Genomic DNA, 21723 nt, shown 5'->3' with positions numbered 1-21723 from the left:
CCGGCGGTTCCATTTTGGCAAAGACGAATGTCTAAGCCAGAATCTTCTCGATTTCGGCGGTGACCGTATTCACGTCGGCCATGCCGTCCACAGTCTTCAATTGACCGGTACCGGCATAGTATTCCGACAATGGCGCCGTCTTCTCGCGATATTCCGTCAGGCGACACTTGAAGGCTTCCGGATTGTCGTCGGAGCGAACAGTGCCGCCGGCCGCGACGGTTTCCGCTACGCGATTCTCCATCCGCCGCACAAGAGCTGCCTCGTCGACTTTCAGCTCGATGACGGCATCGAGCTTCAGGCCCTTGCTTTCGAGCATCCGGTCAAGCGCCACGGCTTGCGGCACGGTGCGCGGATAGCCGTCGAGGATAAACCCCTTGGCGCAGTCCGGCGCGTCGATCCGGTCAGAGACGATTTCATTGACGATCTCGTCGGAAACGAGCTGGCCGGCATCCATGACAGCCTTCGCCCGCTTGCCCACTTCGGTCGCCTGAGCCACGGCCGCCCGCAGCATGTCACCTGTGGAAAGCTGCGGGATGCCGTATCTCTCCGTCAGAAGCTTGGCCTGTGTCCCCTTGCCAGCGCCCGGCGGTCCCAAAAAAATCAATCTCATCGTCCCCTCTTTCCTCCGCGCAGCTTCGACTTCTTGATCAGCCCCTCATATTGCTGAGCAATGAGGTGACCCTGGATCTGTGCTACCGTATCAAGGGTCACGCTGACAACAATCAAAAGCGACGTACCACCAAGGTAGAACGGCACGCCGGTCTGCGAGATGAGGATTTCGGGCAGGATGCATACGAAGATCAGGTAGATCGCGCCGATCACCGTGATGCGGGTCAGCACGAAGTCAATGTATTCCGCCGTCCGTTCGCCCGGGCGAATACCCGGAATAAAGCCGCCGTGCTTCTTCAGATTGTCCGCCGTGTCCTTCGGATTGAACACGATCGCGGTGTAGAAGAAGGCGAAGAAGGCAATCATGCCGCCGTAGAACAGCATGTAGAGCGGCTGGCCGTGACCGAGCGCGCTGACGATCGCCGTCGCCCATCCGGGCAGCGTGGCAGCGTTGGCGAAGCCAGCCAGGGTCGCCGGCAAGAGAAGCAGCGAAGACGCAAAGATCGCCGGAATGACGCCCGACGTGTTGAGCTTCAGCGGCAGGTGCGACGTATCGCCCTGGAACATCCGGTTGCCCACCTGGCGCTTCGGGTACTGGATCAGCAAGCGGCGCTGGGCGCGCTCGACAAAGACGATCAGCGCAATCACAGCCACGACCATGACGATGATCGCGAGAATAAGCGGTGTCGAAAGGGCGCCGGTGCGGCCGAGTTCGAGTGTGCCGGCCAGCGCCGACGGCAGCGCTGCAACAATACCGGCAAAGATGATCAGCGAGATGCCGTTGCCAATGCCGCGCGAGGTGATCTGTTCGCCGAGCCACATCAGGAACATGGTGCCGCCGAGCAGCGAGATCACGGTGGAAATGCGGAAGAACCAGCCTGGATCGATGACCAGACCGCTGCCGCTCTCTAGGCCAATGGCAATGCCGTAGGCCTGCATCGCGCCGAGCAGCACCGTGCCATAACGGGTGTACTGGTTGATGATCTTGCGGCCCTGCTCACCTTCCTTCTTCAGTTGCTCGAGCGCCGGCACGACCGAAGTCATGAGCTGCACGATGATCGAAGCGGAAATGTAGGGCATGATGCCGAGCGCGAAGATCGCCATGCGTTCAACCGCGCCGCCCGAGAACATGTTGAAGAGGCCGAGAATACCACCGCTCTGGCCCTGGAAGGCCTGCGCGAACGCATCCGGGTTGAGGCCGGGCAGCGGGATATAGGTGCCAAGGCGATAAACCAGTAGCGCGCCAAGAGTGAACCAAAGACGCTTTTTCAGATCCTCCGCCTTGGCGAAAGTCGAAAAATTCAGGTTCGAGGCAAGCTGTTCCGCTGCAGAAGCCATGCGATTCTCCGCGTACCAAATTTCGGAATCAGCGGGAAAACCCGGTCAGTTCCGGAAAAAGAAAGTCTTCGTTCTTGAAAACCGGACGCGAGGCGATTGTCGCTGCAATCGGATGCCTCACCGTGGTTTCCGTTATGTCCGATACAGCGAGCGATTCGCCGCCTCGGACGTGAGGCTCACATATGGGAGCAAAACCGCCCGGAGTGAAGCACCCCGGGCGGTTCATCAGTCACATTATTCTGCGGCTGCTGCAAGCAGCTTGACCGAACCACCGGCCTTTTCGATCTTCTCGATTGCCGACTTGGACGCGCCGGCAACTTCGAGCGAGACCTTCGCCTTCAGTTCGCCATCAGCGAGAACGCGAACGCCGTCCTTCTCGCGGCGGATAACCCCGGCAGCCTTGAGCGCAGCAGCATCGACGGTCTTCGACGCGTCGAGCTTCTTGGCATCGACGGCAGCCTGGATGCGGCCCAGCGACACGACAACGAACTCCGAAGCGAAGATGTTGTTGAAGCCGCGCTTCGGCAGACGACGGTAGATCGGCATCTGGCCGCCTTCGAAGCCGTTGATGGCAACGCCCGAACGAGCCTTCTGACCCTTCACACCGCGGCCGGCAGTCTTGCCGGAGCCGGAACCGATACCACGGCCAAGACGCTTGCGGTTCTTGGTCGCGCCTTCGTTGTCCTTGATTTCATTCAGTTTCATTTCTGGATCCCCCTCACTTCTCGTCGACGACGCGAACGAGGTGCTGGACGGCCCGGATCATGCCGCGAACGGCCGGAGTGTCTTCCAGCGTGCGAACCCGGTGCATCTTGTTGAGGCCCAGGCCGATGAGCGTCTGACGCTGTACGGCCGGACGGCGAATGGGGCTACCGATCTGCTCGACGGTAACCGTCTTCTTGGCAACTTCTTTCTTAGCCATCAGTCAGCTCCCTTATTCTTCGGAAGCAACGCCGGCGGAAACGCGGCGAGCCTGGAGCGTGGCGTACTTCATGCCGCGCTGTGCCGCGATGTCCTTCGGGTGCATCTGGTTCTTGAGCGCGTCGAACGTCGCGCGAACCATGTTGTAAGGGTTCGACGAACCGGTCGACTTGGCGACGACGTCGTGAACGCCGAGCGTTTCAAAGACGGCGCGCATCGGACCACCGGCGATGATACCGGTACCGGCTTTAGCCGAGCGCAGCAGCACCTTGCCGGCGCCGTGACGGCCATGGACGTCGTGATGCAATGTGCGGCCACCACGCAGCGGGACGAAGATCAGGTCGCGCTTGGCGGCTTCCGTTGCCTTGCGGATGGCTTCCGGCACTTCGCGCGCCTTGCCATGACCGAAGCCAACGCGGCCCTTCTGGTCGCCGACGACGACGAGAGCTGCGAAACCGAAACGACGACCGCCCTTCACCACCTTGGCGACGCGGTTGATAGCGACGAGCTTATCGACAAATTCGCTGTCGCGCTCTTCGCGGCTCTGGCGATCTTCGCGAGAGCCTCTTCTTTCTTGTGCCATTGTCCTTTTCCTTTTTCTTTTCCGGGTGCAATCGGCAGATTGACGAAGGCCGCTTCACTTCCTTCGAAATCGAAGCGGCCGGGGGTATTACGAAGCCGGTTTCCGCCCGAGCGTTGCGGCTCGGGCGGTGAACGTTAGAAGTTCAGGCCGCCTTCGCGAGCTGCCTCGGCCAGCGCCTTGATGCGGCCGTGGTAGATGAAGGCGCCGCGGTCAAAGACAACGTCCTTGACGCCCGCCTTGGATGCACGCTCTGCGAGGAGCTTGCCGACAGCCGTAGCGGCTGCGGTGTCAGCGCCGGTCTTCAGCGAAGACCGCAGATCCGTGTCGAGGGTCGATGCGGAAGCAAGCGTCTTGCCGGCAACATCATCGATGATCTGCGCATAGATGTTCTTCGACGAGCGATGAACCGACAGGCGCGGGCGGCCATTGGCGACCGCCTTGATTTGACGGCGCACGCGGCTGGCGCGACGCACAAGAGTATCTTTCCTGCTAGCCATTTCGCGTGATCCTTACTTCTTCTTGCCTTCTTTGCGGACAATCCGCTCTTCGGCATACTTGACGCCCTTGCCCTTGTAGGGCTCGGGGCCGCGGTATTCGCGGATTTCCGCTGCAACCTGGCCGACCTGCTGCTTGTTGATGCCGGTGACGACGATTTCCGTCGGCTTCGGCACAGCGATCGTGATGCCTTCCGGAGTCTGGTAGACCACGTCGTGGCTGAAGCCGAGCGCCAGCTGCAGGTTCTTGCCCTGCATCGATGCGCGGTAGCCGACGCCGTTGATCTCGAGCTTGCGCTCGTAGCCGTCCTTCACGCCCTTGAAGATGTTCTCGATCATCGTGCGGGACATGCCCCACTTCGAACGAGCATCCTTGCTCTCATTGAGCGGCTGAACGACAACCGTGTTGTTTTCGAGCTTTACCGAGACTTCGTCGTTTGCGACGAAGAACAGTTCGCCCTTCGGACCCTTCGCCGTTACCTTCTGGCCATCAACGCTAGCCGTGACGCCTGCCGGAACTTGAACGGGTTTCTTACCGATACGAGACATTTTTATACCTGTCTGTTCGCTATGGAGATCCTGCCCGGCCTTAGAAGACCGAGCAAAGAACCTCGCCACCAACATTCTGTTCGCGTGCCTGATGATCGGCCATCACGCCCTTCGGGGTCGAAAGGATGGTGATGCCGAGGCCGTTCGCGACCTGCGGAATGGACTTGACCGAGACATAGACCCGGCGGCCCGGCTTGGAGACGCGTGCGATCTCGCGGATCACGGACGAGCCTTCGTAGTATTTCAGTTCGATGTTCAGCTCGGACTTGCCGTTGCCGAATTCGACTTCGGAGTATCCGCGGATGTAGCCTTCAGCCTGAAGGACATCCAGAACGCGTGCGCGGAGCTTGGAAGCCGGCGTCGAAACGCTGGACTTGCGGCGCGCGGCGCCGTTGCGGATACGGGTGAGCATATCGCCCAAGGGATCAGTCATTGCCATGTGCCCGTCTCCTTACCAGCTCGACTTGACGACGCCCGGCACCTTGCCGAGGTTGCCCAGTTCGCGAAGCGCAATACGCGACATACGAAGTTTGCGATAGTAGGCACGCGGACGGCCGGTCACTTCGCAGCGGTTGCGGATGCGGGTCTTGGAGCCATCACGCGGCAGTTCTGCCAGCTTGAGGGTTGCCTTGAACCGCTCTTCGATCGGCAGAGACTGGTTCATGATGATTGCCTTCAATGCAGCGCGCTTGGACGCTTGCCCGGCAACCAGTTTGCGGCGGCGCTTATTCTTTTCGACTGCGCTCGTTTTCGCCATAACAGTTATCCTTCTTTACGCTTGTCGTTACGGATTACTGACGGAACGGGAAGTTGAACTCTGTGAGCAGAGCGCGAGCTTCGTCGTCGTTAGTTGCCGTCGTGCAAACGATGATGTCCATGCCCCACATCTGATCAACCTTGTCGTAGTTGATCTCAGGGAACACAATGTGCTCCTTGATGCCCATGGCGAAGTTGCCACGACCATCGAAGGACTTCGGATTGAGGCCACGGAAGTCGCGAACACGCGGAAGAGCGATGTTCACGAGACGATCCAGGAACTCATACATCCGAACGCCGCGCAGGGTAACCTTGGCGCCAATCGGCATGCCCTCGCGGACCTTGAAGCCAGCGATGGAGTTGCGAGCGCGGGTGACCACCGGCTTCTGGCCAGCAATCGCAGCGAGGTCGGCAGCAGCAACGGTCGGCTTCTTGGAGTCGCCGGTCGCCTCGCCAACACCCATGTTGATGACGATCTTGTCGAGGCGCGGGATCTGCATTTCGTTGGCGTAGGAGAACTTCTCCTGCATCGCCTTGCGGATGCGCTCTACATATTCCTTCTTGAGCCGCGGCTCATAAGCGGTCTTAGCCATCGATCACTACTCCCGAACGCTTGGCCACGCGGACCTTCTTGTCACCGTCGATCTTGAAGCCGACGCGGGTCGGCTTGCCGTCCTTCGGATCGGCGACCGCGATGTTCGAAAGATGGATCGGGGCTTCCTTGTTGATGATGCCCGCTTCCTGGCTCTGGGTCTGGCGCTGGTGACGCTTCACCATGTTGACGCCACGCACGACAGCCCGGTCTTCCTTCGGCATGACCTGGATTACTTCGCCGGTACGGCCCTTGTCCTTACCGGTGAGAACGACAACCTTGTCGCCTTTGCGAATCTTCTGCATCTCTCAACGCTCCCTTAGAGTACTTCCGGAGCCAGCGAGATGATCTTCATGTGGTTCTTGGCGCGGAGTTCGCGCGGAACCGGTCCGAAGATACGGGTGCCGATCGGCTCTTTCTTGTTATCGATAAGAACGGCTGCGTTGGTGTCGAAGCGGATGACACTGCCATCCGGACGGCGGATGTCCTTCGCAGTGCGAACGACAACAGCCTTCATGACGTCACCCTTCTTCACGCGGCCGCGGGGAATGGCTTCCTTGATCGAAACGACAATGATGTCGCCGATCGACGCATACTTGCGCTTGGAGCCGCCCAGCACCTTGATGCACATGACACGACGTGCGCCGGAATTATCCGCCACGTCGAGGTTTGTTTGCATCTGAATCATGTCAGGTCGCCTTCTTGTTGTTACCAGGCCGGTTGGGTCGAAACCCCCTCGCCCGGCTTACTGTGCTCATCTCAAAGCAAAAGAACGCCCGGACTCGAGCGTTCCTCAGCTTTAATTGCGTGCTTCATACAGATATTTGCCCGAGACGCAAGGGTCTCGCGGTCAAAACCTGCAGAAATCAAGCCTGGGCGGAAACCACCGTCCAGCGCTTATCCTTGGAGATCGGCGCGCATTCCTCGATGGAAACGACGTCACCGACCTTGTACTGGTTGTTCTCGTCGTGGGCCTTGTACTTCTTGGAACGGCGAACGGTCTTCTGGAGGATCGGGTGCGCAAAGCGGCGCTCGACCCTGACGACGACGGTCTTGTCGTTCTTGTCGCTGACGACGGTGCCCTGCAGAATGCGTTTCGGCATATTTTCTGGTCCTTAGGCCTTGGCTTCTGCCGCCTTCTGGCGGGCAATTGTTTTAATGCGTGCGATGTCCTTGCGGACTTCGTTGATACGCGAAGACTTCTCGAGCTGGCCGGTTGCCTTCTGGAAGCGCAGATTGAACTGCTCCTTCTTCAGCTTGGCAAGCTCTTCGTTGAGTTGATCGGCGCTCAGAGCGCGAACATCTGCGGCTTTCATGAGCTTCACTCCTTACTCTGCGATACGCTGCACGAAGCGCGTCTTGACAGAGAGCTTGGCAGCGCCAAGACGAAGTGCCTCACGGGCGAGTTCTTCGCTGACACCATCGATCTCGAACATCATACGGCCGGGCTTGACCTTGCATGCCCAGTATTCGACCGAACCCTTACCCTTACCCATGCGGACTTCGGTCGGCTTGGCGGTGACCGGAACGTCCGGGAACACACGGATCCAAACGCGGCCGGCGCGCTTCATGTGGCGAGTGATCGCGCGGCGGGCCGCTTCGATCTCGCGCGCATTGACGCGGTTCGGTTCCTGAGCCTTCAGGCCGAATTCGCCGAAGGCGAGATCAGACCCGCCCTTGGCTACGCCCTTGATGCGGCCCTTGAACTGCTTGCGATACTTCGTACGCTTTGGCTGCAACATTTTTTTACTTCTCCGATATTGGCTGCCAAACGCGAATGTTACGCGTTTTCACGACGGCGGTCACGATCGCGGTCGCGATCACGGCTGCCAGGGCCCTGGTTGTCACTCTCGGTCGCGCGACGCTCGGAAGCCATCGGATCGTGCTCAAGGATTTCGCCCTTGAAGATCCAGACCTTGATGCCGCAGATACCGAAAGCGGTTTCCGCTTCGGCCGTGCCATAGTCGATGTCCGCACGCAGAGTGTGCAGCGGAACGCGGCCTTCGCGGTACCATTCGGTACGTGCGATTTCCGCACCGCCGAGACGACCGGCGCAGGTGATCTTGATGCCTTCGGCGCCAAGCCGCATGGCCGACTGAACAGCACGCTTCATCGCACGGCGGAACGCCACGCGGCGCTCAAGCTGCTGGGCGATCGACTGCGCAACGAGGGTTGCGTCGACTTCCGGCTTGCGCACTTCAACGATGTTGAGGTGCGTTTCGGAATTGGTCATCTCGGAAAGCTTCCTGCGCAGCTTTTCGATGTCGGCGCCCTTCTTGCCGATGATCAGGCCCGGACGTGCAGAGTGGATCGTCACACGGCACTTCTTGTGCGGACGCTCGATCACCACCTTGGCGATGCCGGCAGCCTTCAGCTCTTCCATCAGGTATGCACGGATCTTCAGGTCTTCATGAAGCAGCTGACCGTATTCAGCGTTGTCAGCGAACCAACGGCTGTCCCAGGTCCGGTTGATGCCGAGACGGAAACCGATCGGATTGATTTTCTGGCCCATTATGCGGCCTCCCCTTTGGCTTCCACTTCACGAACGACGATCGTCAAGTGAGAGAACGGCTTTTCGACGCGCGATGCACGGCCGCGACCACGGGCGTGGAAGCGCTTCATCACGATCGACTTGCCAACGTAAGCTTCAGCGACGATCAGCGAATCAACGTCGAGATCGTGGTTGTTCTCCGCGTTTGCGATCGCAGATTCAAGCGTCTTCTTGACCGTATCTGCGATGCGCTTGCGCGAGAACTCGAGTTCGGCCAGAGCGCGGTCAACCTTCTTGCCGCGGATCATCGCAGCAACGAGGTTGAGCTTCTGGGGGCTGACGCGGATCGTGCGCGCAATTGCCTGCGCCTCATTATCCTTCAGCCGGCGTTCGGCTTTTGCCTTGCCCATTGTTACTTCCTCTTTGCCTTCTTGTCCGCGCCATGACCGTAGTAGGTCCGGGTCGGAGAGAATTCACCAAACTTATGTCCGACCATGTCTTCGTTGACGCTGACCGGGACGTGCTTGCTGCCGTTGTAGACGCCGAAGGTGAGGCCGACAAACTGCGGAAGGATCGTGGAGCGCCGGCTCCAAATCTTGATCACTTCGTTACGACCGCCTTCCCGGACCTTCTCAGCCTTCTTGAGAAGATAACCGTCAACGAACGGACCTTTCCATACTGAACGAGTCATTCGAGACTTCCTCTCTTACTTCTTCTTCTGGTGACGCGAGCGCATGATGAACTTGTCGGTCGACTTGTTGGAGCGCGTGCGCTTACCCTTCGTCGGCTTACCCCACGGGGTAACCGGGTGACGGCCACCGGAGGTGCGGCCTTCACCACCGCCGTGCGGGTGGTCAACCGGGTTCATGACGACGCCGCGAACGTGCGGCTTCTTACCGCGCCAGCGCGAACGACCAGCCTTGCCGTCATTGATATTGCCGTGATCGGGGTTCGATACAGCGCCAATCGAAGCAAGGCAAGAGCCGTGCACCAGGCGCTGCTCGCCCGAGTTGAGGCGAAGGATCGCCATGCCCTGGTCGCGGCCGACGAGCTGCGCGTAGGTTCCGGCGGAGCGGGCCATCTGGCCGCCCTTGCCCGGCTTCATCTCCACGTTGTGGATGATGGAACCAACCGGAATGAACTGCAGCGGCATCGTGTTGCCGGGCTTGACGTCAACGGCCTTCTCCGAAGCGATGACCTTGTCCCCGGCAGCAAGGCGCTGCGGAGCGAGGATGTAGGCCTGTTCGCCGTCGGCATAGTTGACAAGCGCGATGAAGGCGGTGCGGTTCGGGTCATATTCCAGACGCTCGACCGTGCCTTCAACGTCGAACTTGCGACGCTTGAAGTCGACCAGACGGTAGGACCGCTTGTGACCGCCGCCCTGGAAGCGGACGGTGATGCGGCCCAGGTTGTTGCGACCGCCCTTGGAGGACAGGCCCTCGGTCAACGCCTTGACCGGCTTGCCCTTGTAGAGGCCGGACCGGTCTACGATGACCAGCTGACGCTGGCTCGGGGTCGTCGGATTGAAACTTTTCAATGCCATTTTCTTGTTCCCTTTTGGGTTTTTACCCTAATGGGCCTATCCGTTAGAGACCGGTGGAGACGTCGATGGACTGACCCTCGGCGAGCGTGACGATCGCCTTCTTCACGTCCTTCTGCTTCCCGGCAAAACCGCGGAAACGCTTCAGCTTACCCTTGCGGAGGAGCGTGTTCACGGCCGTGACCTTGACGCCGAACAGAGCTTCGACAGCAGCCTTGATCTCAGGCTTCGAAGCGCCCTTGGCGACGTTGAAGACGACCTGGTTCTGTTCGGAAACCAGCGTCGACTTTTCGGTGATCGAGGGAGACACGATCACGTCATAGTGGCGAAGATCCGTCATTTGAACCGCTCCTCCAGAGCTTGTACGGCAGCCTTGGAAAGTACGAGCTTGCCACGGCGCAGAATGTCGTAAACGTTGATGCCCTGAACCGGCAGAACGTCCACGTTCGGGATGTTCTGGGCTGCGAGCTTGAAGTTGCTCTCGATCTCGGCACCGCCGATGATCAGAGCGTTGGTGAGGCCGAGCGACGCGAACACGCCGGCGAGAGCCTTCGTCTTTGCTTCCTTGGCAACGAGATCGTCAATGACGATGATCTCTTCTGCCTTCAGCTTGGCCGAGAGCGCATGGCGCAGGCCGAGCGCGCGGACCTTCTTTGGAAGGTCGTGAGCGTGGCTGCGGACAACCGGGCCATGAGCCTTGCCACCGCCGCGGAACTGCGGAGCACGAGCGGAGTGGTGGCGGGCGCGGCCCGTACCCTTCTGCTTGTACATCTTGGCGCCGGTGCGCGAAACTTCTGCGCGTCCCTTGGCCTTGTGCGTGCCCTGCTGCTTCTTGGCGAGCTGCCAGCGAACGACGCGGGCGATGATGTCTTCACGGGGTTCGAGGCCGAAAATGGCGTCAGAAAGGGAAACCTTTCCCGCGTCCTTGCCCTCGAGGGTTTTGACGGTGAGATCCATTATTCGGCTCCCTTACTTCGATGCTTCGGCGCGCACGCCGGCCGGGCGCGGAGCGCCTTCCGGGGTGCCGGACTTGATTGCGTCGCGAACGACGATCCAGGCCCCCTTGGAGCCGGGGACTGCACCCTTGACCAGGATCAGGCCGCGGTCTTCGTCCGTCGATACGACTTCCAGGTTCTGGGTGGTAACGCGGGTCTGGCCCATGTGGCCGGCCATGCGCTTGCCCTTCCAAACACGGCCCGGATCCTGGTTGGAACCGGTAGAACCATGCGAGCGGTGCGATACGGAAACGCCGTGAGTGGCGCGCAGACCGCCGAAGTTGTGGCGCTTGATAGCGCCGGCAAAGCCCTTACCGATCGTCGTACCGGTGACGTCGACGAGCTGGCCTGCGACGAAGTGGCTGGCCGTCAGCTCGGAGCCAACGTCGATCATGTTGTCCGCGGAAACGCGGAACTCGACGAGCTTCGCCTTCGGCTCGACGTTTGCAGCGGCAAAATGGCCGCGCATGGCCTTCGGCGTATTCTTGACCTTGGAACGGCCGGCACCCAGCTGAACTGCGGTATAGCCGTTCTTCTCTTCCGTGCGGTGGGCCACTACCTGGCAGTTCTCCAGCCGCAATACTGTTACCGGGATATGCTCGCCGGCGTCGTTGTAGACGCGGGTCATTCCCACCTTCTGTGCAATCACACCTGAACGCATCGGTTCACGCCTCTTGTTTAGGGTTCCCGTCCGGTGCCTTGCACCTTCCGGTTTCCTGTTCCTGGAAGCCGTTGGAAAACTCCACGTACCTTCCTTGTTATTTCGGCTTGCGCCGGACCTTAGAGCTTGATCTCGACGTCGACGCCAGCGGCCAGATCGAGCTTCATCAGCGCATCAACCGTCTGAGGGGTCGGATCAACGATATCGAGAAGGCGCTTGTGCGTGCGCATCTCGAACTGTTCGCGGCTCTTCTTGTCGACGTGCGGCGACCGGTTGACCGTGAATTTTTCAATCCGGGTCGGAAGCGGCACGGGCCCGCGCACACTCGCACCGGTGCGCTTGGCCGTCGACACGATTTCGCGCGTGGAGGCATCGAGGATCCGGTGATCAAACGCCTTGAGGCGGATGCGGATATTCTGGCCGTTCATTCGACTTGTCCTTGCTCGTGTTTCCGGTATGCCCTTGAAGGCACACACTTAAACTTCTGAATTCGTTACGCTCTGCCGCTTCTTTCAAAAATCGCAGGGACATGGGAGACCATGTCCCTGCCGAAACGGCCAAGCCGTTTTCTTGTTACTTGATGATGGAGGCGACGATGCCTGCGCCGACGGTGCGGCCGCCTTCGCGGATCGCGAAGCGCAGCTTTTCTTCCATCGCGATCGGCACGATCAGCTCGACGTCAACCGTCACGTTGTCGCCCGGCATCACCATTTCCGTGCCTTCCGGCAGCGTCACGATGCCGGTCACGTCCGTCGTGCGGAAGTAGAACTGCGGACGGTAGTTGGTGAAGAACGGCGTATGACGGCCACCTTCTTCCTTCGTCAGGATGTAGGCTTCCGCCTTGAACTTCGTGTGCGGCGTGACCGAACCCGGCTTGCACAGGATCTGGCCGCGCTCGACGCCGTTGCGGTCGACACCGCGCAAGAGCGCGCCGATGTTGTCGCCGGCCTGGCCCTGGTCGAGCAGCTTGCGGAACATTTCAACGCCCGTGCAGGTCGTCTTCGTCGTCGGACGGATGCCGACGATCTCGACTTCCTCGCCGACCTTGATGATGCCGCGCTCGACGCGACCGGTCACAACCGTACCGCGGCCCGAGATCGAGAACACGTCTTCGATCGGCATCAGGAACGGCAGGTCGATCGGGCGCTCCGGCGTCGGGATGTAGGCGTCAACCGCGGCCATCAGCTCGCGGATCGCGTCTTCGCCGATCTTCTTGTCGCTATCTTCAAGCGCGGCGAGCGCCGAGCCCTTGATGATCGGAATGTCGTCGCCCGGGAATTCGTAGGACGACAGCAGCTCGCGAACTTCGAGCTCGACGAGCTCGAGCAGCTCGGCGTCGTCGACCTGGTCGACCTTGTTGAGGAACACGACGATCGCCGGAACGCCGACCTGGCGGGCGAGCAGGATGTGCTCGCGGGTCTGCGGCATCGGGCCGTCGGCAGCCGAAACAACCAGGATCGCGCCGTCCATCTGCGCCGCACCGGTGATCATGTTCTTCACGTAGTCGGCGTGGCCGGGGCAGTCGACGTGCGCATAGTGACGGTTCGGCGTCTCGTATTCGACGTGCGCCGTCGAAATCGTGATACCACGGGCCTTTTCTTCCGGCGCAGCGTCGATCTGGTCATACGCCTTGAACTCGCCGAAGTACTTCGTGATCGCCGCCGTCAGCGACGTCTTGCCATGGTCAACGTGGCCAATCGTGCCAATGTTAACGTGCGGCTTGTTGCGCTCAAATTTGCTCTTTGCCATTTCCGGCTCTCCGTTTTCTGTCCCCTAGAGGGGAAATCTTTTCATTCTGTTTCAGCGCGAGGTTATTCCGGTCACTTCTGACCGGAATACTTCGCCTGGATTTCCTGCGCGACGTTCGACGGAACCGGCGCGTAGTGATCGAACAGCATCGTGTACTGAGCGCGGCCCTGCGACATCGAGCGCAGGTTGTCCACGTACTTGAACATGTTCGCGAGCGGCACGTGGGCATTGATCACCACGGCGACGCCGCGCGATTCCTGACCCTGGATCTGGCCACGGCGGGAGTTCAGGTCACCAATCACGTCACCGACGTAATCTTCCGGCGTGACAACCTCGACCTTCATGATCGGCTCGAGGAGCTGAGCACCGGCCTTCTTTGCGGCTTCACGGAAGCAGGCACGCGAAGCGATTTCGAACGCCAGGACGGACGAGTCGACGTCGTGGAACGCGCCGTCGATGAGCGTCGCCTTGACACCCAGCATCGGGAAGCCAGCGAGCGGACCCGAGGACAGAACGCTTTCGATACCCTTCTGAACACCCGGGATGTATTCCTTCGGAACAGCACCACCGACGATCTTGGATTCGAACACGAAATCTTCGCCTTCCGGGTTCGGTTCGAAGACGATCTTGACGCGCGCGAACTGACCGGTACCACCGGACTGCTTCTTGTGCGTGTAGTCTTCTTCGTGCTGACGCGTGATGGTTTCACGGTAAGCAACCTGCGGAGCACCAACCGACGCTTCCACCTTGAACTCGCGGCGCATGCGGTCGACGATGATGTCGAGGTGAAGTTCGCCCATGCCGGCGATGATCGTCTGGCCGGATTCCTCGTCGGTCTTGACGCGGAAGGACGGATCCTCTGCAGCCAGGCGGTTGAGCGCGAGGCCCATCTTTTCCTGGTCGCCCTTGGTCTTCGGCTCGATCGCGATCTGGATGACCGGCTCGGGGAATTCCATGCGCTCGAGGATAACCGGCTTCAGCGGATCGCACAGCGTGTCGCCCGTGGTGGTTTCCTTGAGACCCGCAAGCGCAACGATGTCGCCAGCGAAGGCCTCTTCAATGTCTTCACGCGAGTTCGAGTGCATCTGCAGCATACGGCCGACGCGCTCGCGCTTTTCCTTGACCGTATTCATGACCGACGTGCCCTTTTCGAGCTTGCCGGAATAGATGCGGGCGAAGGTCAGCGAGCCGACGAAGGGGTCGTTCATGATCTTGAACGCCAGCATCGAGAGCGGCTCGTTGTCATCAGCCTTACGGGTGATTTCGCCTTCGGTCTTGACGTCGATGCCCTTGATCGCCGGAATATCGACCGGGGACGGCAGGTAGTCGACGACGGCGTCGAGCAGCGGCTGGACGCCCTTGTTCTTGAAGGCCGTGCCGCAGAACATCGGGTGGAACTTCACGTCGATCGTGCCGCGACGAACCAGCTCCCGGATCTTGTCGTTGTCCGGATAGTTGCCTTCCAGGTAGGCTTCCATTGCCGCTTCGTCGATCTCGACAACGGTCTCGATCAGCTTTTCGCGGTATTCTTCAGCCTTTTCCTTCATGTCGGCCGGAATTTCGACGACGTCCCACTGGGCGCCGAGCGATTCATCACGCCAGACGAGAGCATTCATCTCGATCAGATCGATAACGCCCTTGAATTCGCTTTCGGCGCCGATCGGCAGCTGCATAACGACGGCCGTTGCGCCGAGACGGGTCTTGATCATCTCGACAGAGCGGTAGAAATCCGCACCGGTCTTGTCCATCTTGTTGCAGAAGATCATGCGCGGAACATGATACTTCTCAGCCTGACGCCAGACGGTTTCGGTCTGCGGCTCAACACCGGCGTTGGCATCGAGCAGCGCGATAGCGCCGTCGAGAACGCGCAGCGAACGCTCGACTTCGATGGTGAAGTCAACGTGGCCGGGGGTGTCAATGATGTTGAAGCGGCGCATCTTGCCGTCACGGCCCTTCCAGAAGGTCGTGGTGGCAGCAGACGTGATCGTGATGCCGCGTTCCTGCTCCTGCTCCATCCAGTCCATGGTCGCGGCGCCGTCGTGGACTTCGCCGATCTTGTGGGACTTGCCGGTGTAGTAGAGGATACGCTCGGTCGTCGTCGTCTTGCCGGCGTCGATGTGCGCCATGATACCGAAATTTCGGTAATCTTCGATTTTATATTCGCGAGCCATGAGAGACTGCCTTTCAGGACCTGTTCCAGATTACCAACGGTAGTGCGAGAACGCACGGTTGGCGTCAGCCATCTTGTGGGTGTCTTCGCGCTTCTTCACGGCGCTGCCACGGTTGTTCGCTGCGTCCATGAGTTCGCCGCAGAGGCGATCGACCATGGTCGTTTCATTGCGCTTGCGTGCGGCCGCAATCAGCCAGCGAATGGCGAGGGCCTGGCGACGCTCCGGACGGACATCGACCGGAACCTGGTAGGTAGCACCACCGACGCGGCGCGAACGCACTTCAACGTGCGGAGCAATGTTGTCGAGCGCGGAGTGGAACACGGCGATCGGTTCCTGTTTCAGCTTCGACTGGACCGCATCGAAAGCACCATAGACAATGCTTTCAGCAACGGACTTCTTGCCGTGCAGCATGATTGCGTTCATGAACTTCGTGACAACCAGATCACCGAACTTCGGATCCGGGTTGATCTCACGCTTTTCTGCTCTGTGACGTCGGGACATACTTCTCGTCTCTCAACTTTTAAAAACTTGACCAGCGAAATGGCGCCGGTTGCGATGTTATTTCGGACGCTTTGCGCCGTACTTGGAGCGGCGCTGCTTGCGGTTCTTCACACCCTGCGTATCGAGAACGCCACGGATGATGTGGTAACGAACACCCGGAAGGTCCTTTACGCGGCCGCCGCGGATCATGACCACGGAGTGCTCCTGCAGGTTGTGACCTTCACCCGGAATGTAGCCGATAACTTCGAAGCCGTTCGTCAGGCGGATCTTTGCAACCTTACGCAGAGCCGAGTTCGGCTTCTTCGGGGTCGTCGTGTAGACGCGGGTGCAAACGCCGCGCTTCTGCGGGTTTTCCTGCAGAGCAGGAACCTTGTTGCGCTTTACCTGTGCCTGACGCGGCTTGCGGATCAGCTGGTTTACGGTAGGCATGTAACCATCCCTTGCAAAATCTTGTCTCGTTACCCTTTCGGGCGGATCGTTGCCGTCGCCGGCGGTCTCGAACGCCTATGAAATGCGCAAAACGAGGGCCGATCCGCCTTTTCGCAGATGGCCCCACCAAAAGCAGAGGACGCACTATTTCGCGCGTCTTGCGTGCAGCATTTTGTCTTCAGCGTGCGTTTCGAACCTTGTTTGAGGCGAACTCCAGAACGCGACGTTCCGAACCAGCCAGCCTCACATGGGCTCCGATGCGGCGGGGTGTACTGATTTCGGGGCCATCCGTCAAGGGCAATTAAGAAATATTCTGGCTCGCGCAGCCCTGCCATGCCTGGAAAACAAGGCTTTGGCAGCGCCTCGGTCCGGCAGTGGTCGCAAACGTGGCGCCTTAACCCGGGTATTGTCCTTCGCAATTAAGGAATCAGCAACTTCTTTCTGAACGTTTTCCACGATCATGGGCCGGCGAAGCCGGTCGGCTGATTCTCTCCTGCTTATCCTATTTTTCCTATTTCTTTCGCGCGCAGTCGAAAAGCACGCTAAGATCGTCGAAACTCGAAAGGACATCCCATGCCCGTTACGCCGGACAACGACAACGTGCCAGACGAACCGCTGGTTTTCATCATCATCGGCAAGGCCTATGAAGCCGACGGCGACGACGAGGGTATCGACATCCATGTGATGCTCAGGGCGCCCGACGACGACACCGCCGTGCGCGAGGCACTTAACGCCTTAGCCGAAGAAGGCTTCCTCCAGGCAGATCTCGACCAGATCGGAACCTTGACGGATATCCCGGACGAGGAGCCGCACGCCTCCGCCTACCAGGGCGCGCTCGAGGGCGAGGTAGCGATCATTCGCTTCGCATAACCCGGCGCGCCGCGCGATCTCAACGCCCAGAAACATGAAGCCGCCCCGATCGCTCGGAGCGGCTTCTTCGTTTTTTAAAGGGCGGGCGCTCGTCGCGCCCTCCCCTTGCGCTTATTCGGCCGCGGCGTTCTCGTTCGCCATGTCGGCGAGCATCGGGGTCGCCGCATCCGCACCGGTGCCCTTGCGGCGCTCTTCGAGGATCATCTCGTCGCGCGCCGTGGCGATGCGGCGGATCTGCGTCATGGTGCCGCCGGTACCGGCCGGAATGAGGCGGCCGACAATGACGTTTTCCTTGAGCCCCTGCAGACCGTCCATCTTGCCGGCAACTGCGGCCTCGGTCAGGACCTTGGTGGTTTCCTGGAACGAAGCGGCCGAGATGAAGGATGGCGTCTGCAGCGACGCCTTGGTGATACCAAGCAGAACCGGATCGCCAACGGCCGGCTTCTTGCCTTCCGCGAGCAGCGCATCGTTGACGTCCTCGAGCTCGATGCGGTCGACGTTGTCGCCGACGATATAGCTCGAGTCACCGGCGTCGGTGATTTCGACCTTCTGCAGCATCTGACGGACGATGACTTCGATGTGCTTGTCGTTGATGACAACGCCCTGCAGGCGGTAGACTTCCTGGATTTCGTTCACGAGGTAGGAAGCCAGCGCTTCCACGCCCTTGATCGCCAGAATGTCGTGCGGTGCCGGGTTGCCATCGAGGATGTAGTCGCCCTTCTCGATGTAGTCGCCATCCTGAAGATGGAAGGGCTTGCCCTTCGGGATCAGGTATTCGACCGGCTCGACACCGTCTTCCGCCGGCTCGATCAGCACGCGACGCTTGTTCTTGTAGTCGCGGCCGAAGCGGACCGTACCATCGATCTCCGCGATGATGGCGTGATCCTTCGGACGACGAGCCTCGAAGAGTTCGGCAACGCGCGGCAGACCGCCGGTGATGTCCTTGGTCTTGGCGCTTTCGAGCGGTGAACGGGCAAGCACGTCGCCCTGGCTGACCTTCTGCCCCGGTTCGACCGAGAGGATCGCGTCAACCGAGAGCATGAAGCGAGCTTCACCACCACGCGACAGCTTGGCGATGGCGCCGTTCTTGTCCTTGATGACGATCGCCGGCTTGAGGTCGGTGCCGCGCGGCGTCGAACGCCAGTCGATAACCTGGCGCTTGGTGATGCCGGTCGACTCGTCCGTCGCTTCGAGCACGGAGATGCCGTCGACCACGTCCTCGAAGTGAACGGTACCTTCGACTTCCGTCATCATCGGACGGGTGTAGGGGTCCCATTCGGCGAGACGCTGGCCGCGCTTCACCTTGTCGCCATCGTCGACGAAGATCTTCGAACCATAGGCAACACGCTGCGAGGACCGCTCGACACCGCGTTCGTCCAGGATCTGGATCGCCATGTTGCGGCCCATGGCAACAAGTGCACCATCGGAGTTGCGCAGCATGTTGCGGTTCTTGATCTGAACCGTGCCTTCATAGGACGCTTCCAGGAACGACTGGTCGACCACGGTCGCCGTGCCACCCAGGTGGAACGTACGCATGGTCAGCTGCGTGCCCGGCTCGCCGATCGACTGCGCCGCGATGACGCCGACTGCCTCGCCCATGTTGACAGGCGTACCGCGAGCAAGATCGCGACCGTAGCAAACACCGCAGACACCGGTCTGGATCTCGCAGGTCAGCGCCGAGCGGATGCGAACCGACTGAATGCCGGCCTTCTCGATCTCGACGACATCGGCTTCCAGGATCATCTTGCCGGCGTCGACGATGCGATCGCCGGTGACCGGGTTGTCGATGTTGTCAAGCGCGGTACGGCCCAGGATGCGCTGGCCGAGCGAGGCAACGACCTGACCGGCATCAACGATCGCCGTCATGGTGAGGCCCTTGTCGGTGCCGCAGTCCGTGTGCGTGACAATGCAGTCCTGCGCGACGTCGACGAGACGACGGGTCAGGTAACCGGAGTTCGCGGTCTTCAAGGCGGTGTCCGCCAGACCCTTACGGGCGCCGTGCGTCGAGTTGAAGTACTCGTTCACGGTCAGGCCTTCCTTGAAGTTCGAAATGATCGGCGTTTCGATGATTTCGCCCGACGGCTTGGCCATGAGGCCGCGCATGCCGCCCAGCTGGCGCATCTGGTTCGGCGAACCACGAGCACCCGAGTGCGACATCATGTAGATCGAGTTCATCGGCTTCTGGCGGCCGTTATCGTCGAACTCGACCGCCTTGATGCGCGCCATCATCTCTTCGGCGACCTTTTCGGTTGCCTTGCCCCAGGCGTCGACAACCTTGTTGTACTTCTCGCCCTGAGTGATGAGGCCGTCGTTGTACTGCTGCTCGTATTCCTTCACGAGCGCTTCGGTATCGCCGACGATCTTCACCTTGGTGTCCGGAATCACCATGTCGTCCTTGCCGAACGAAATGCCGGCGCGGCATGCATGCGAGAATCCGAGCTGCATGATCCGGTCGCAGAAGATGACCGTGTCCTTCTGGCCGCAATGGCGGTAGACGGTGTCGATCATCTTGGAGATGTTCTTCTTGGTCATCTCCTGGTTGCAGATGTCGAACGGGATGTTCGGGTTCTTCGGCAGAAGCTCGCCGATGATCATGCGACCAGGCGTCGTTTCAAAGATCTTCGAAACCCGGTTGCCCTCGGCGTCGACGGTCTTGTAACGGCCACGGATCTTGGCATGCAGCGTCACAGCCTTGGTTTCCAGAGCATGGTGCAGTTCGCCCATGTCGGAGAAAGCCATGCCTTCGCCCGGCTCATTCTGGTTCATGATCGACAGATAGTAGAGGCCGAGAACCATGTCCTGCGACGGGACGATGATCGGTGCACCGTTCGCCGGATGCAGGATGTTGTTCGTCGACATCATCAGGACGCGCGCTTCAAGCTGGGCTTCGAGCGACAGCGGCACGTGAACGGCCATCTGGTCGCCGTCGAAGTCGGCGTTGAAGGCGGTGCAGACGAGCGGATGCAACTGGATCGCCTTGCCTTCGACCAGGATCGGTTCGAAGGCCTGGATGCCCAGGCGGTGCAGCGTCGGTGCGCGGTTCAGGAGAACCGGATGCTCGCGGATGACCTCGTCGAGGATATCCCAGACTTCCGGCTTTTCCTTTTCGACGAGCTTCTTGGCCTGCTTGACGGTCGAGGAATAACCCTTGGCGTCGAGGCGGGCGTAGATGAACGGCTTGAAGAGTTCGAGCGCCATCTTCTTCGGCAGGCCGCACTGGTGCAGCTTGAGTTCCGGACCGGTCACGATGACCGAGCGGCCGGAATAGTCGACGCGCTTGCCGAGCAGGTTCTGGCGGAACCGGCCCTGCTTGCCCTTCAGCATATCGGAGAGCGACTTCAGCGGACGCTTGTTGGCGCCGGTGATGACGCGGCCGCGGCGGCCGTTGTCGAACAGCGCATCGACGGATTCCTGCAGCATGCGCTTTTCGTTGCGGATGATGATGCCCGGCGCGCGCAGCTCGATCAGCCGCTTCAGACGGTTGTTACGGTTGATGACGCGGCGATAGAGATCGTTCAGATCCGACGTCGCGAAACGGCCGCCGTCGAGCGGCACGAGCGGACGCAGATCCGGCGGGATCACCGGAACGACCTTCATGATCATCCATTCCGGACGGTTGCCGGATTCCATGAAGTTCTCGACGATCTTCAGCCGCTTCATCAGCTTCTTCTGCTTCAGATCCGAGGTCGTCTCGGCCATTTCCGAACGTAGGTCACCGGCGATCTTCTCGAGATTCATCGAAGCGAGCATCTCGTAGATCGCCTCGGCGCCGATCATCGCGGTGAACTGGTCTTCGCCGAACTCGTCAACGGCGAGCATGTACTCTTCTTCGCTGAGGAGCTGGTTTTCCTTGAGCGAAGTCAGGCCCGGTTCGGTGACGATGTAGTTTTCGAAATAGAGGACGCGTTCGATATCCTTCAGCGTCATGTCGAGCAGCGTGGCGATACGGCTCGGCAGCGACTTCAGGAACCAGATATGGGCAACGGGCGCTGCGAGCTCGATGTGGCCCATGCGCTCACGGCGAACGCGCGACAGCGTAACTTCGACGCCGCACTTTTCGCAGATGATGCCCTTGTACTTCATGCGCTTGTACTTGCCGCACAAGCATTCGTAATCCTTGATCGGACCGAAGATGCGGGCACAGAACAGACCGTCGCGTTCCGGCTTGAAGGTACGATAGTTGATCGTCTCCGGCTTCTTGATCTCGCCGTAAGACCAGGAAAGAATCTTCTCCGGCGAGGCGATCGAAATCCGGATGGAATCGAAAGTCTGTGCAGGCACCTGCGGATTGAAAAGATTCATGACCTCTTGGTTCATGCCTGTCTCCTTTGCGGGCATTACGCCCTGAGCTTGGCGGGGTGCCGGCAAATCCCGGGCGCCAGCCCCTGCCCTATAAACAGCTAAAACCGCATCGGGTGCGGCCCTGTTCCTGCCGTGGACAATAAACTGCCCTGCGGCGGAAACGGTGCGTGCC

At 60.0% G+C, this 21723-nt stretch carries 29 protein-coding genes; 1 reads left to right on the top strand and 28 read right to left on the bottom strand.

Annotated elements, in window-relative coordinates:
- Positions 1-31: 31 nt before the first annotated feature.
- The 27 genes from RB548_RS06065 to rpsL all read right to left on the bottom strand — a co-directional run bounded on the left by RB548_RS06065 (position 32) and on the right by rpsL (position 16379).
- Positions 32-610 (bottom strand): adenylate kinase, encoded by a 579-nt coding sequence (locus tag RB548_RS06065; protein ID WP_331374080.1) that lies wholly within the window; start codon positions 608-610, stop codon positions 32-34.
- Positions 607-1947 (bottom strand): preprotein translocase subunit SecY, encoded by a 1341-nt coding sequence (gene secY / locus RB548_RS06060; protein WP_331374079.1) that lies wholly within the window; start codon positions 1945-1947, stop codon positions 607-609. Before secY ends, RB548_RS06065 begins: the two co-directional genes overlap by 4 nt.
- Positions 1948-2181: 234 nt before the next feature.
- On the bottom strand, positions 2182-2652 hold the full coding sequence (gene rplO, locus RB548_RS06055) for a 50S ribosomal protein L15 (protein ID WP_331374078.1): 471 nt from the start codon (positions 2650-2652) through the stop codon (positions 2182-2184).
- Between the two features lie 13 nt (positions 2653-2665).
- Positions 2666-2869 carry a 50S ribosomal protein L30 gene (gene rpmD, locus RB548_RS06050; protein WP_026617379.1) on the bottom strand — a complete coding sequence of 68 codons (204 nt, stop codon included), beginning with the start codon at positions 2867-2869 and terminating at the stop codon, positions 2666-2668.
- A gap of 12 nt (positions 2870-2881) precedes the next feature.
- A complete protein-coding gene (gene rpsE / locus RB548_RS06045; RefSeq protein ID WP_280659414.1) occupies positions 2882-3451 on the bottom strand; it encodes a 30S ribosomal protein S5 in 570 nt (189 codons plus the stop codon).
- A 134-nt stretch (positions 3452-3585) separates the two neighbouring features.
- Positions 3586-3948, bottom strand: coding sequence for a 50S ribosomal protein L18 (gene rplR / locus RB548_RS06040; RefSeq protein WP_136504360.1), 363 nt, complete (start codon positions 3946-3948; stop codon positions 3586-3588).
- Positions 3949-3960: 12 nt separating this feature from the next.
- Complete coding sequence (rplF, locus tag RB548_RS06035; protein WP_153442055.1) at positions 3961-4494, bottom strand: 50S ribosomal protein L6; 534 nt, start codon at positions 4492-4494, stop codon at positions 3961-3963.
- 40 nt (positions 4495-4534) lie between these two features.
- Positions 4535-4933, bottom strand: coding sequence for a 30S ribosomal protein S8 (gene rpsH, locus RB548_RS06030; protein ID WP_136504358.1), 399 nt, complete (start codon positions 4931-4933; stop codon positions 4535-4537).
- A 12-nt stretch (positions 4934-4945) separates the two neighbouring features.
- Positions 4946-5251 carry a 30S ribosomal protein S14 gene (rpsN, locus tag RB548_RS06025; protein ID WP_153442056.1) on the bottom strand — a complete coding sequence of 102 codons (306 nt, stop codon included), beginning with the start codon at positions 5249-5251 and terminating at the stop codon, positions 4946-4948.
- A gap of 34 nt (positions 5252-5285) precedes the next feature.
- The gene (rplE, locus tag RB548_RS06020; protein ID WP_331374077.1) at positions 5286-5843 is read right to left on the bottom strand and encodes a 50S ribosomal protein L5; all 558 of its coding nucleotides are present in this window, start codon (positions 5841-5843) and stop codon (positions 5286-5288) included.
- Positions 5836-6147 (bottom strand): 50S ribosomal protein L24, encoded by a 312-nt coding sequence (gene rplX, locus RB548_RS06015; protein ID WP_331374076.1) that lies wholly within the window; start codon positions 6145-6147, stop codon positions 5836-5838. The genes rplE and rplX overlap by 8 nt, the downstream gene beginning before the upstream one ends.
- Positions 6148-6161: 14 nt before the next feature.
- Positions 6162-6530, bottom strand: coding sequence for a 50S ribosomal protein L14 (rplN, locus tag RB548_RS06010; protein WP_012707761.1), 369 nt, complete (start codon positions 6528-6530; stop codon positions 6162-6164).
- A 178-nt stretch (positions 6531-6708) separates the two neighbouring features.
- On the bottom strand, positions 6709-6945 hold the full coding sequence (rpsQ, locus tag RB548_RS06005; RefSeq protein ID WP_018239490.1) for a 30S ribosomal protein S17: 237 nt from the start codon (positions 6943-6945) through the stop codon (positions 6709-6711).
- A 12-nt stretch (positions 6946-6957) separates the two neighbouring features.
- Entirely contained in the window at positions 6958-7158 is a 201-nt protein-coding gene (gene rpmC, locus RB548_RS06000) for a 50S ribosomal protein L29 (protein WP_153442057.1), read from the bottom strand.
- Positions 7159-7170: 12 nt separating this feature from the next.
- Positions 7171-7584: a 50S ribosomal protein L16 gene (gene rplP / locus RB548_RS05995; protein ID WP_011975175.1), complete on the bottom strand. Its 414-nt coding sequence runs from the start codon at positions 7582-7584 to the stop codon at positions 7171-7173.
- 38 nt (positions 7585-7622) lie between these two features.
- Positions 7623-8354, bottom strand: a complete 732-nt coding sequence (gene rpsC / locus RB548_RS05990; RefSeq protein WP_180940843.1) for a 30S ribosomal protein S3 — start codon at positions 8352-8354, stop codon at positions 7623-7625.
- Entirely contained in the window at positions 8354-8743 is a 390-nt protein-coding gene (rplV, locus tag RB548_RS05985; RefSeq protein ID WP_136504353.1) for a 50S ribosomal protein L22, read from the bottom strand. Before rplV ends, rpsC begins: the two co-directional genes overlap by 1 nt.
- Before the next feature lie 2 nt (positions 8744-8745).
- A complete protein-coding gene (gene rpsS / locus RB548_RS05980) occupies positions 8746-9024 on the bottom strand; it encodes a 30S ribosomal protein S19 (RefSeq protein WP_018239488.1) in 279 nt (92 codons plus the stop codon).
- 15 nt (positions 9025-9039) lie between these two features.
- Positions 9040-9876 (bottom strand): 50S ribosomal protein L2, encoded by an 837-nt coding sequence (rplB, locus tag RB548_RS05975; RefSeq protein ID WP_283998176.1) that lies wholly within the window; start codon positions 9874-9876, stop codon positions 9040-9042.
- 43 nt (positions 9877-9919) lie between these two features.
- Positions 9920-10213 carry a 50S ribosomal protein L23 gene (locus RB548_RS05970; protein ID WP_066875657.1) on the bottom strand — a complete coding sequence of 98 codons (294 nt, stop codon included), beginning with the start codon at positions 10211-10213 and terminating at the stop codon, positions 9920-9922.
- Positions 10210-10830 (bottom strand): 50S ribosomal protein L4, encoded by a 621-nt coding sequence (gene rplD, locus RB548_RS05965; RefSeq protein WP_331374075.1) that lies wholly within the window; start codon positions 10828-10830, stop codon positions 10210-10212. Before rplD ends, RB548_RS05970 begins: the two co-directional genes overlap by 4 nt.
- A gap of 12 nt (positions 10831-10842) precedes the next feature.
- Positions 10843-11529 (bottom strand): 50S ribosomal protein L3, encoded by a 687-nt coding sequence (gene rplC, locus RB548_RS05960; RefSeq protein WP_331374074.1) that lies wholly within the window; start codon positions 11527-11529, stop codon positions 10843-10845.
- Between the two features lie 119 nt (positions 11530-11648).
- Positions 11649-11957, bottom strand: coding sequence for a 30S ribosomal protein S10 (gene rpsJ, locus RB548_RS05955; RefSeq protein WP_003507767.1), 309 nt, complete (start codon positions 11955-11957; stop codon positions 11649-11651).
- Positions 11958-12102: 145 nt separating this feature from the next.
- Positions 12103-13278: an elongation factor Tu gene (gene tuf / locus RB548_RS05950; protein WP_153442062.1), complete on the bottom strand. Its 1176-nt coding sequence runs from the start codon at positions 13276-13278 to the stop codon at positions 12103-12105.
- 71 nt (positions 13279-13349) lie between these two features.
- Positions 13350-15449 (bottom strand): elongation factor G, encoded by a 2100-nt coding sequence (gene fusA, locus RB548_RS05945; RefSeq protein ID WP_331374073.1) that lies wholly within the window; start codon positions 15447-15449, stop codon positions 13350-13352.
- 30 nt (positions 15450-15479) lie between these two features.
- Positions 15480-15950 carry a 30S ribosomal protein S7 gene (gene rpsG / locus RB548_RS05940; protein WP_153439690.1) on the bottom strand — a complete coding sequence of 157 codons (471 nt, stop codon included), beginning with the start codon at positions 15948-15950 and terminating at the stop codon, positions 15480-15482.
- Between the two features lie 57 nt (positions 15951-16007).
- Entirely contained in the window at positions 16008-16379 is a 372-nt protein-coding gene (rpsL, locus tag RB548_RS05935; protein ID WP_003507760.1) for a 30S ribosomal protein S12, read from the bottom strand.
- 573 nt (positions 16380-16952) lie between these two features.
- On the opposite strand from rpsL, the gene RB548_RS05930 reads away from it, so the two are divergent.
- Positions 16953-17249, top strand: a complete 297-nt coding sequence (locus tag RB548_RS05930; RefSeq protein WP_136504346.1) for a transcriptional regulator — start codon at positions 16953-16955, stop codon at positions 17247-17249.
- Between the two features lie 111 nt (positions 17250-17360).
- Here the strand turns inward: RB548_RS05930 and rpoC are convergent, their stop codons facing one another.
- Positions 17361-21566, bottom strand: coding sequence for a DNA-directed RNA polymerase subunit beta' (rpoC, locus tag RB548_RS05925; RefSeq protein WP_331374072.1), 4206 nt, complete (start codon positions 21564-21566; stop codon positions 17361-17363).
- Positions 21567-21723 lie beyond the last annotated feature (157 nt).

The sequence above is a fragment of the Sinorhizobium chiapasense genome (assembly GCF_036488675.1).
Lineage (GTDB): Bacteria > Pseudomonadota > Alphaproteobacteria > Rhizobiales > Rhizobiaceae > Sinorhizobium > Sinorhizobium chiapasense.
This window is presented reverse-complemented; position numbering and strand designations above follow the sequence as displayed.

Excerpts from the sequence above, each read along its gene's own strand:
- RB548_RS05970 (WP_066875657.1), bottom strand. The coding sequence starts at position 10,213 with ATGACGGATCTTCGCCACTATGACGTGATCGTGTCTCCCTCGATCACC.
- rplR (WP_136504360.1), bottom strand. The coding sequence starts at position 3,948 with ATGGCTAGCAGGAAAGATACTCTTGTGCGTCGCGCCAGCCGCGTGCGC.
- rpsS (WP_018239488.1), bottom strand. The coding sequence starts at position 9,024 with ATGACTCGTTCAGTATGGAAAGGTCCGTTCGTTGACGGTTATCTTCTC.
- rpsG (WP_153439690.1), bottom strand. The coding sequence starts at position 15,950 with ATGTCCCGACGTCACAGAGCAGAAAAGCGTGAGATCAACCCGGATCCG.
- rplB (WP_283998176.1), bottom strand. The coding sequence starts at position 9,876 with ATGGCATTGAAAAGTTTCAATCCGACGACCCCGAGCCAGCGTCAGCTG.
- rplV (WP_136504353.1), bottom strand. The coding sequence starts at position 8,743 with ATGGGCAAGGCAAAAGCCGAACGCCGGCTGAAGGATAATGAGGCGCAG.
- rpsC (WP_180940843.1), bottom strand. The coding sequence starts at position 8,354 with ATGGGCCAGAAAATCAATCCGATCGGTTTCCGTCTCGGCATCAACCGG.
- rpsN (WP_153442056.1), bottom strand. The coding sequence starts at position 5,251 with ATGGCGAAAACGAGCGCAGTCGAAAAGAATAAGCGCCGCCGCAAACTG.
- rpmC (WP_153442057.1), bottom strand. The coding sequence starts at position 7,158 with ATGAAAGCCGCAGATGTTCGCGCTCTGAGCGCCGATCAACTCAACGAA.
- tuf (WP_153442062.1), bottom strand. The coding sequence starts at position 13,278 with ATGGCAAAGAGCAAATTTGAGCGCAACAAGCCGCACGTTAACATTGGC.
- rpoC (WP_331374072.1), bottom strand. The coding sequence starts at position 21,566 with ATGAACCAAGAGGTCATGAATCTTTTCAATCCGCAGGTGCCTGCACAG.
- RB548_RS05930 (WP_136504346.1), top strand. The coding sequence starts at position 16,953 with ATGCCCGTTACGCCGGACAACGACAACGTGCCAGACGAACCGCTGGTT.
- rplF (WP_153442055.1), bottom strand. The coding sequence starts at position 4,494 with ATGTCTCGTATCGGTAAGAAACCCGTTCAAGTTCCGGCAGGCGTCACG.
- rplN (WP_012707761.1), bottom strand. The coding sequence starts at position 6,530 with ATGATTCAGATGCAAACAAACCTCGACGTGGCGGATAATTCCGGCGCA.
- rplC (WP_331374074.1), bottom strand. The coding sequence starts at position 11,529 with ATGCGTTCAGGTGTGATTGCACAGAAGGTGGGAATGACCCGCGTCTAC.
- fusA (WP_331374073.1), bottom strand. The coding sequence starts at position 15,449 with ATGGCTCGCGAATATAAAATCGAAGATTACCGAAATTTCGGTATCATG.
- rpsH (WP_136504358.1), bottom strand. The coding sequence starts at position 4,933 with ATGGCAATGACTGATCCCTTGGGCGATATGCTCACCCGTATCCGCAAC.
- rplO (WP_331374078.1), bottom strand. The coding sequence starts at position 2,652 with ATGAAACTGAATGAAATCAAGGACAACGAAGGCGCGACCAAGAACCGC.
- RB548_RS06065 (WP_331374080.1), bottom strand. The coding sequence starts at position 610 with ATGAGATTGATTTTTTTGGGACCGCCGGGCGCTGGCAAGGGGACACAG.
- rplD (WP_331374075.1), bottom strand. The coding sequence starts at position 10,830 with ATGGATCTCACCGTCAAAACCCTCGAGGGCAAGGACGCGGGAAAGGTT.
- rpsE (WP_280659414.1), bottom strand. The coding sequence starts at position 3,451 with ATGGCACAAGAAAGAAGAGGCTCTCGCGAAGATCGCCAGAGCCGCGAA.
- rpsQ (WP_018239490.1), bottom strand. The coding sequence starts at position 6,945 with ATGCCGAAACGCATTCTGCAGGGCACCGTCGTCAGCGACAAGAACGAC.
- rplE (WP_331374077.1), bottom strand. The coding sequence starts at position 5,843 with ATGGCTAAGACCGCTTATGAGCCGCGGCTCAAGAAGGAATATGTAGAG.
- rpmD (WP_026617379.1), bottom strand. The coding sequence starts at position 2,869 with ATGGCTAAGAAAGAAGTTGCCAAGAAGACGGTTACCGTCGAGCAGATC.
- rpsJ (WP_003507767.1), bottom strand. The coding sequence starts at position 11,957 with ATGAACGGCCAGAATATCCGCATCCGCCTCAAGGCGTTTGATCACCGG.
- rplP (WP_011975175.1), bottom strand. The coding sequence starts at position 7,584 with ATGTTGCAGCCAAAGCGTACGAAGTATCGCAAGCAGTTCAAGGGCCGC.
- secY (WP_331374079.1), bottom strand. The coding sequence starts at position 1,947 with ATGGCTTCTGCAGCGGAACAGCTTGCCTCGAACCTGAATTTTTCGACT.
- rpsL (WP_003507760.1), bottom strand. The coding sequence starts at position 16,379 with ATGCCTACCGTAAACCAGCTGATCCGCAAGCCGCGTCAGGCACAGGTA.
- rplX (WP_331374076.1), bottom strand. The coding sequence starts at position 6,147 with ATGCAGAAGATTCGCAAAGGCGACAAGGTTGTCGTTCTCACCGGTAAG.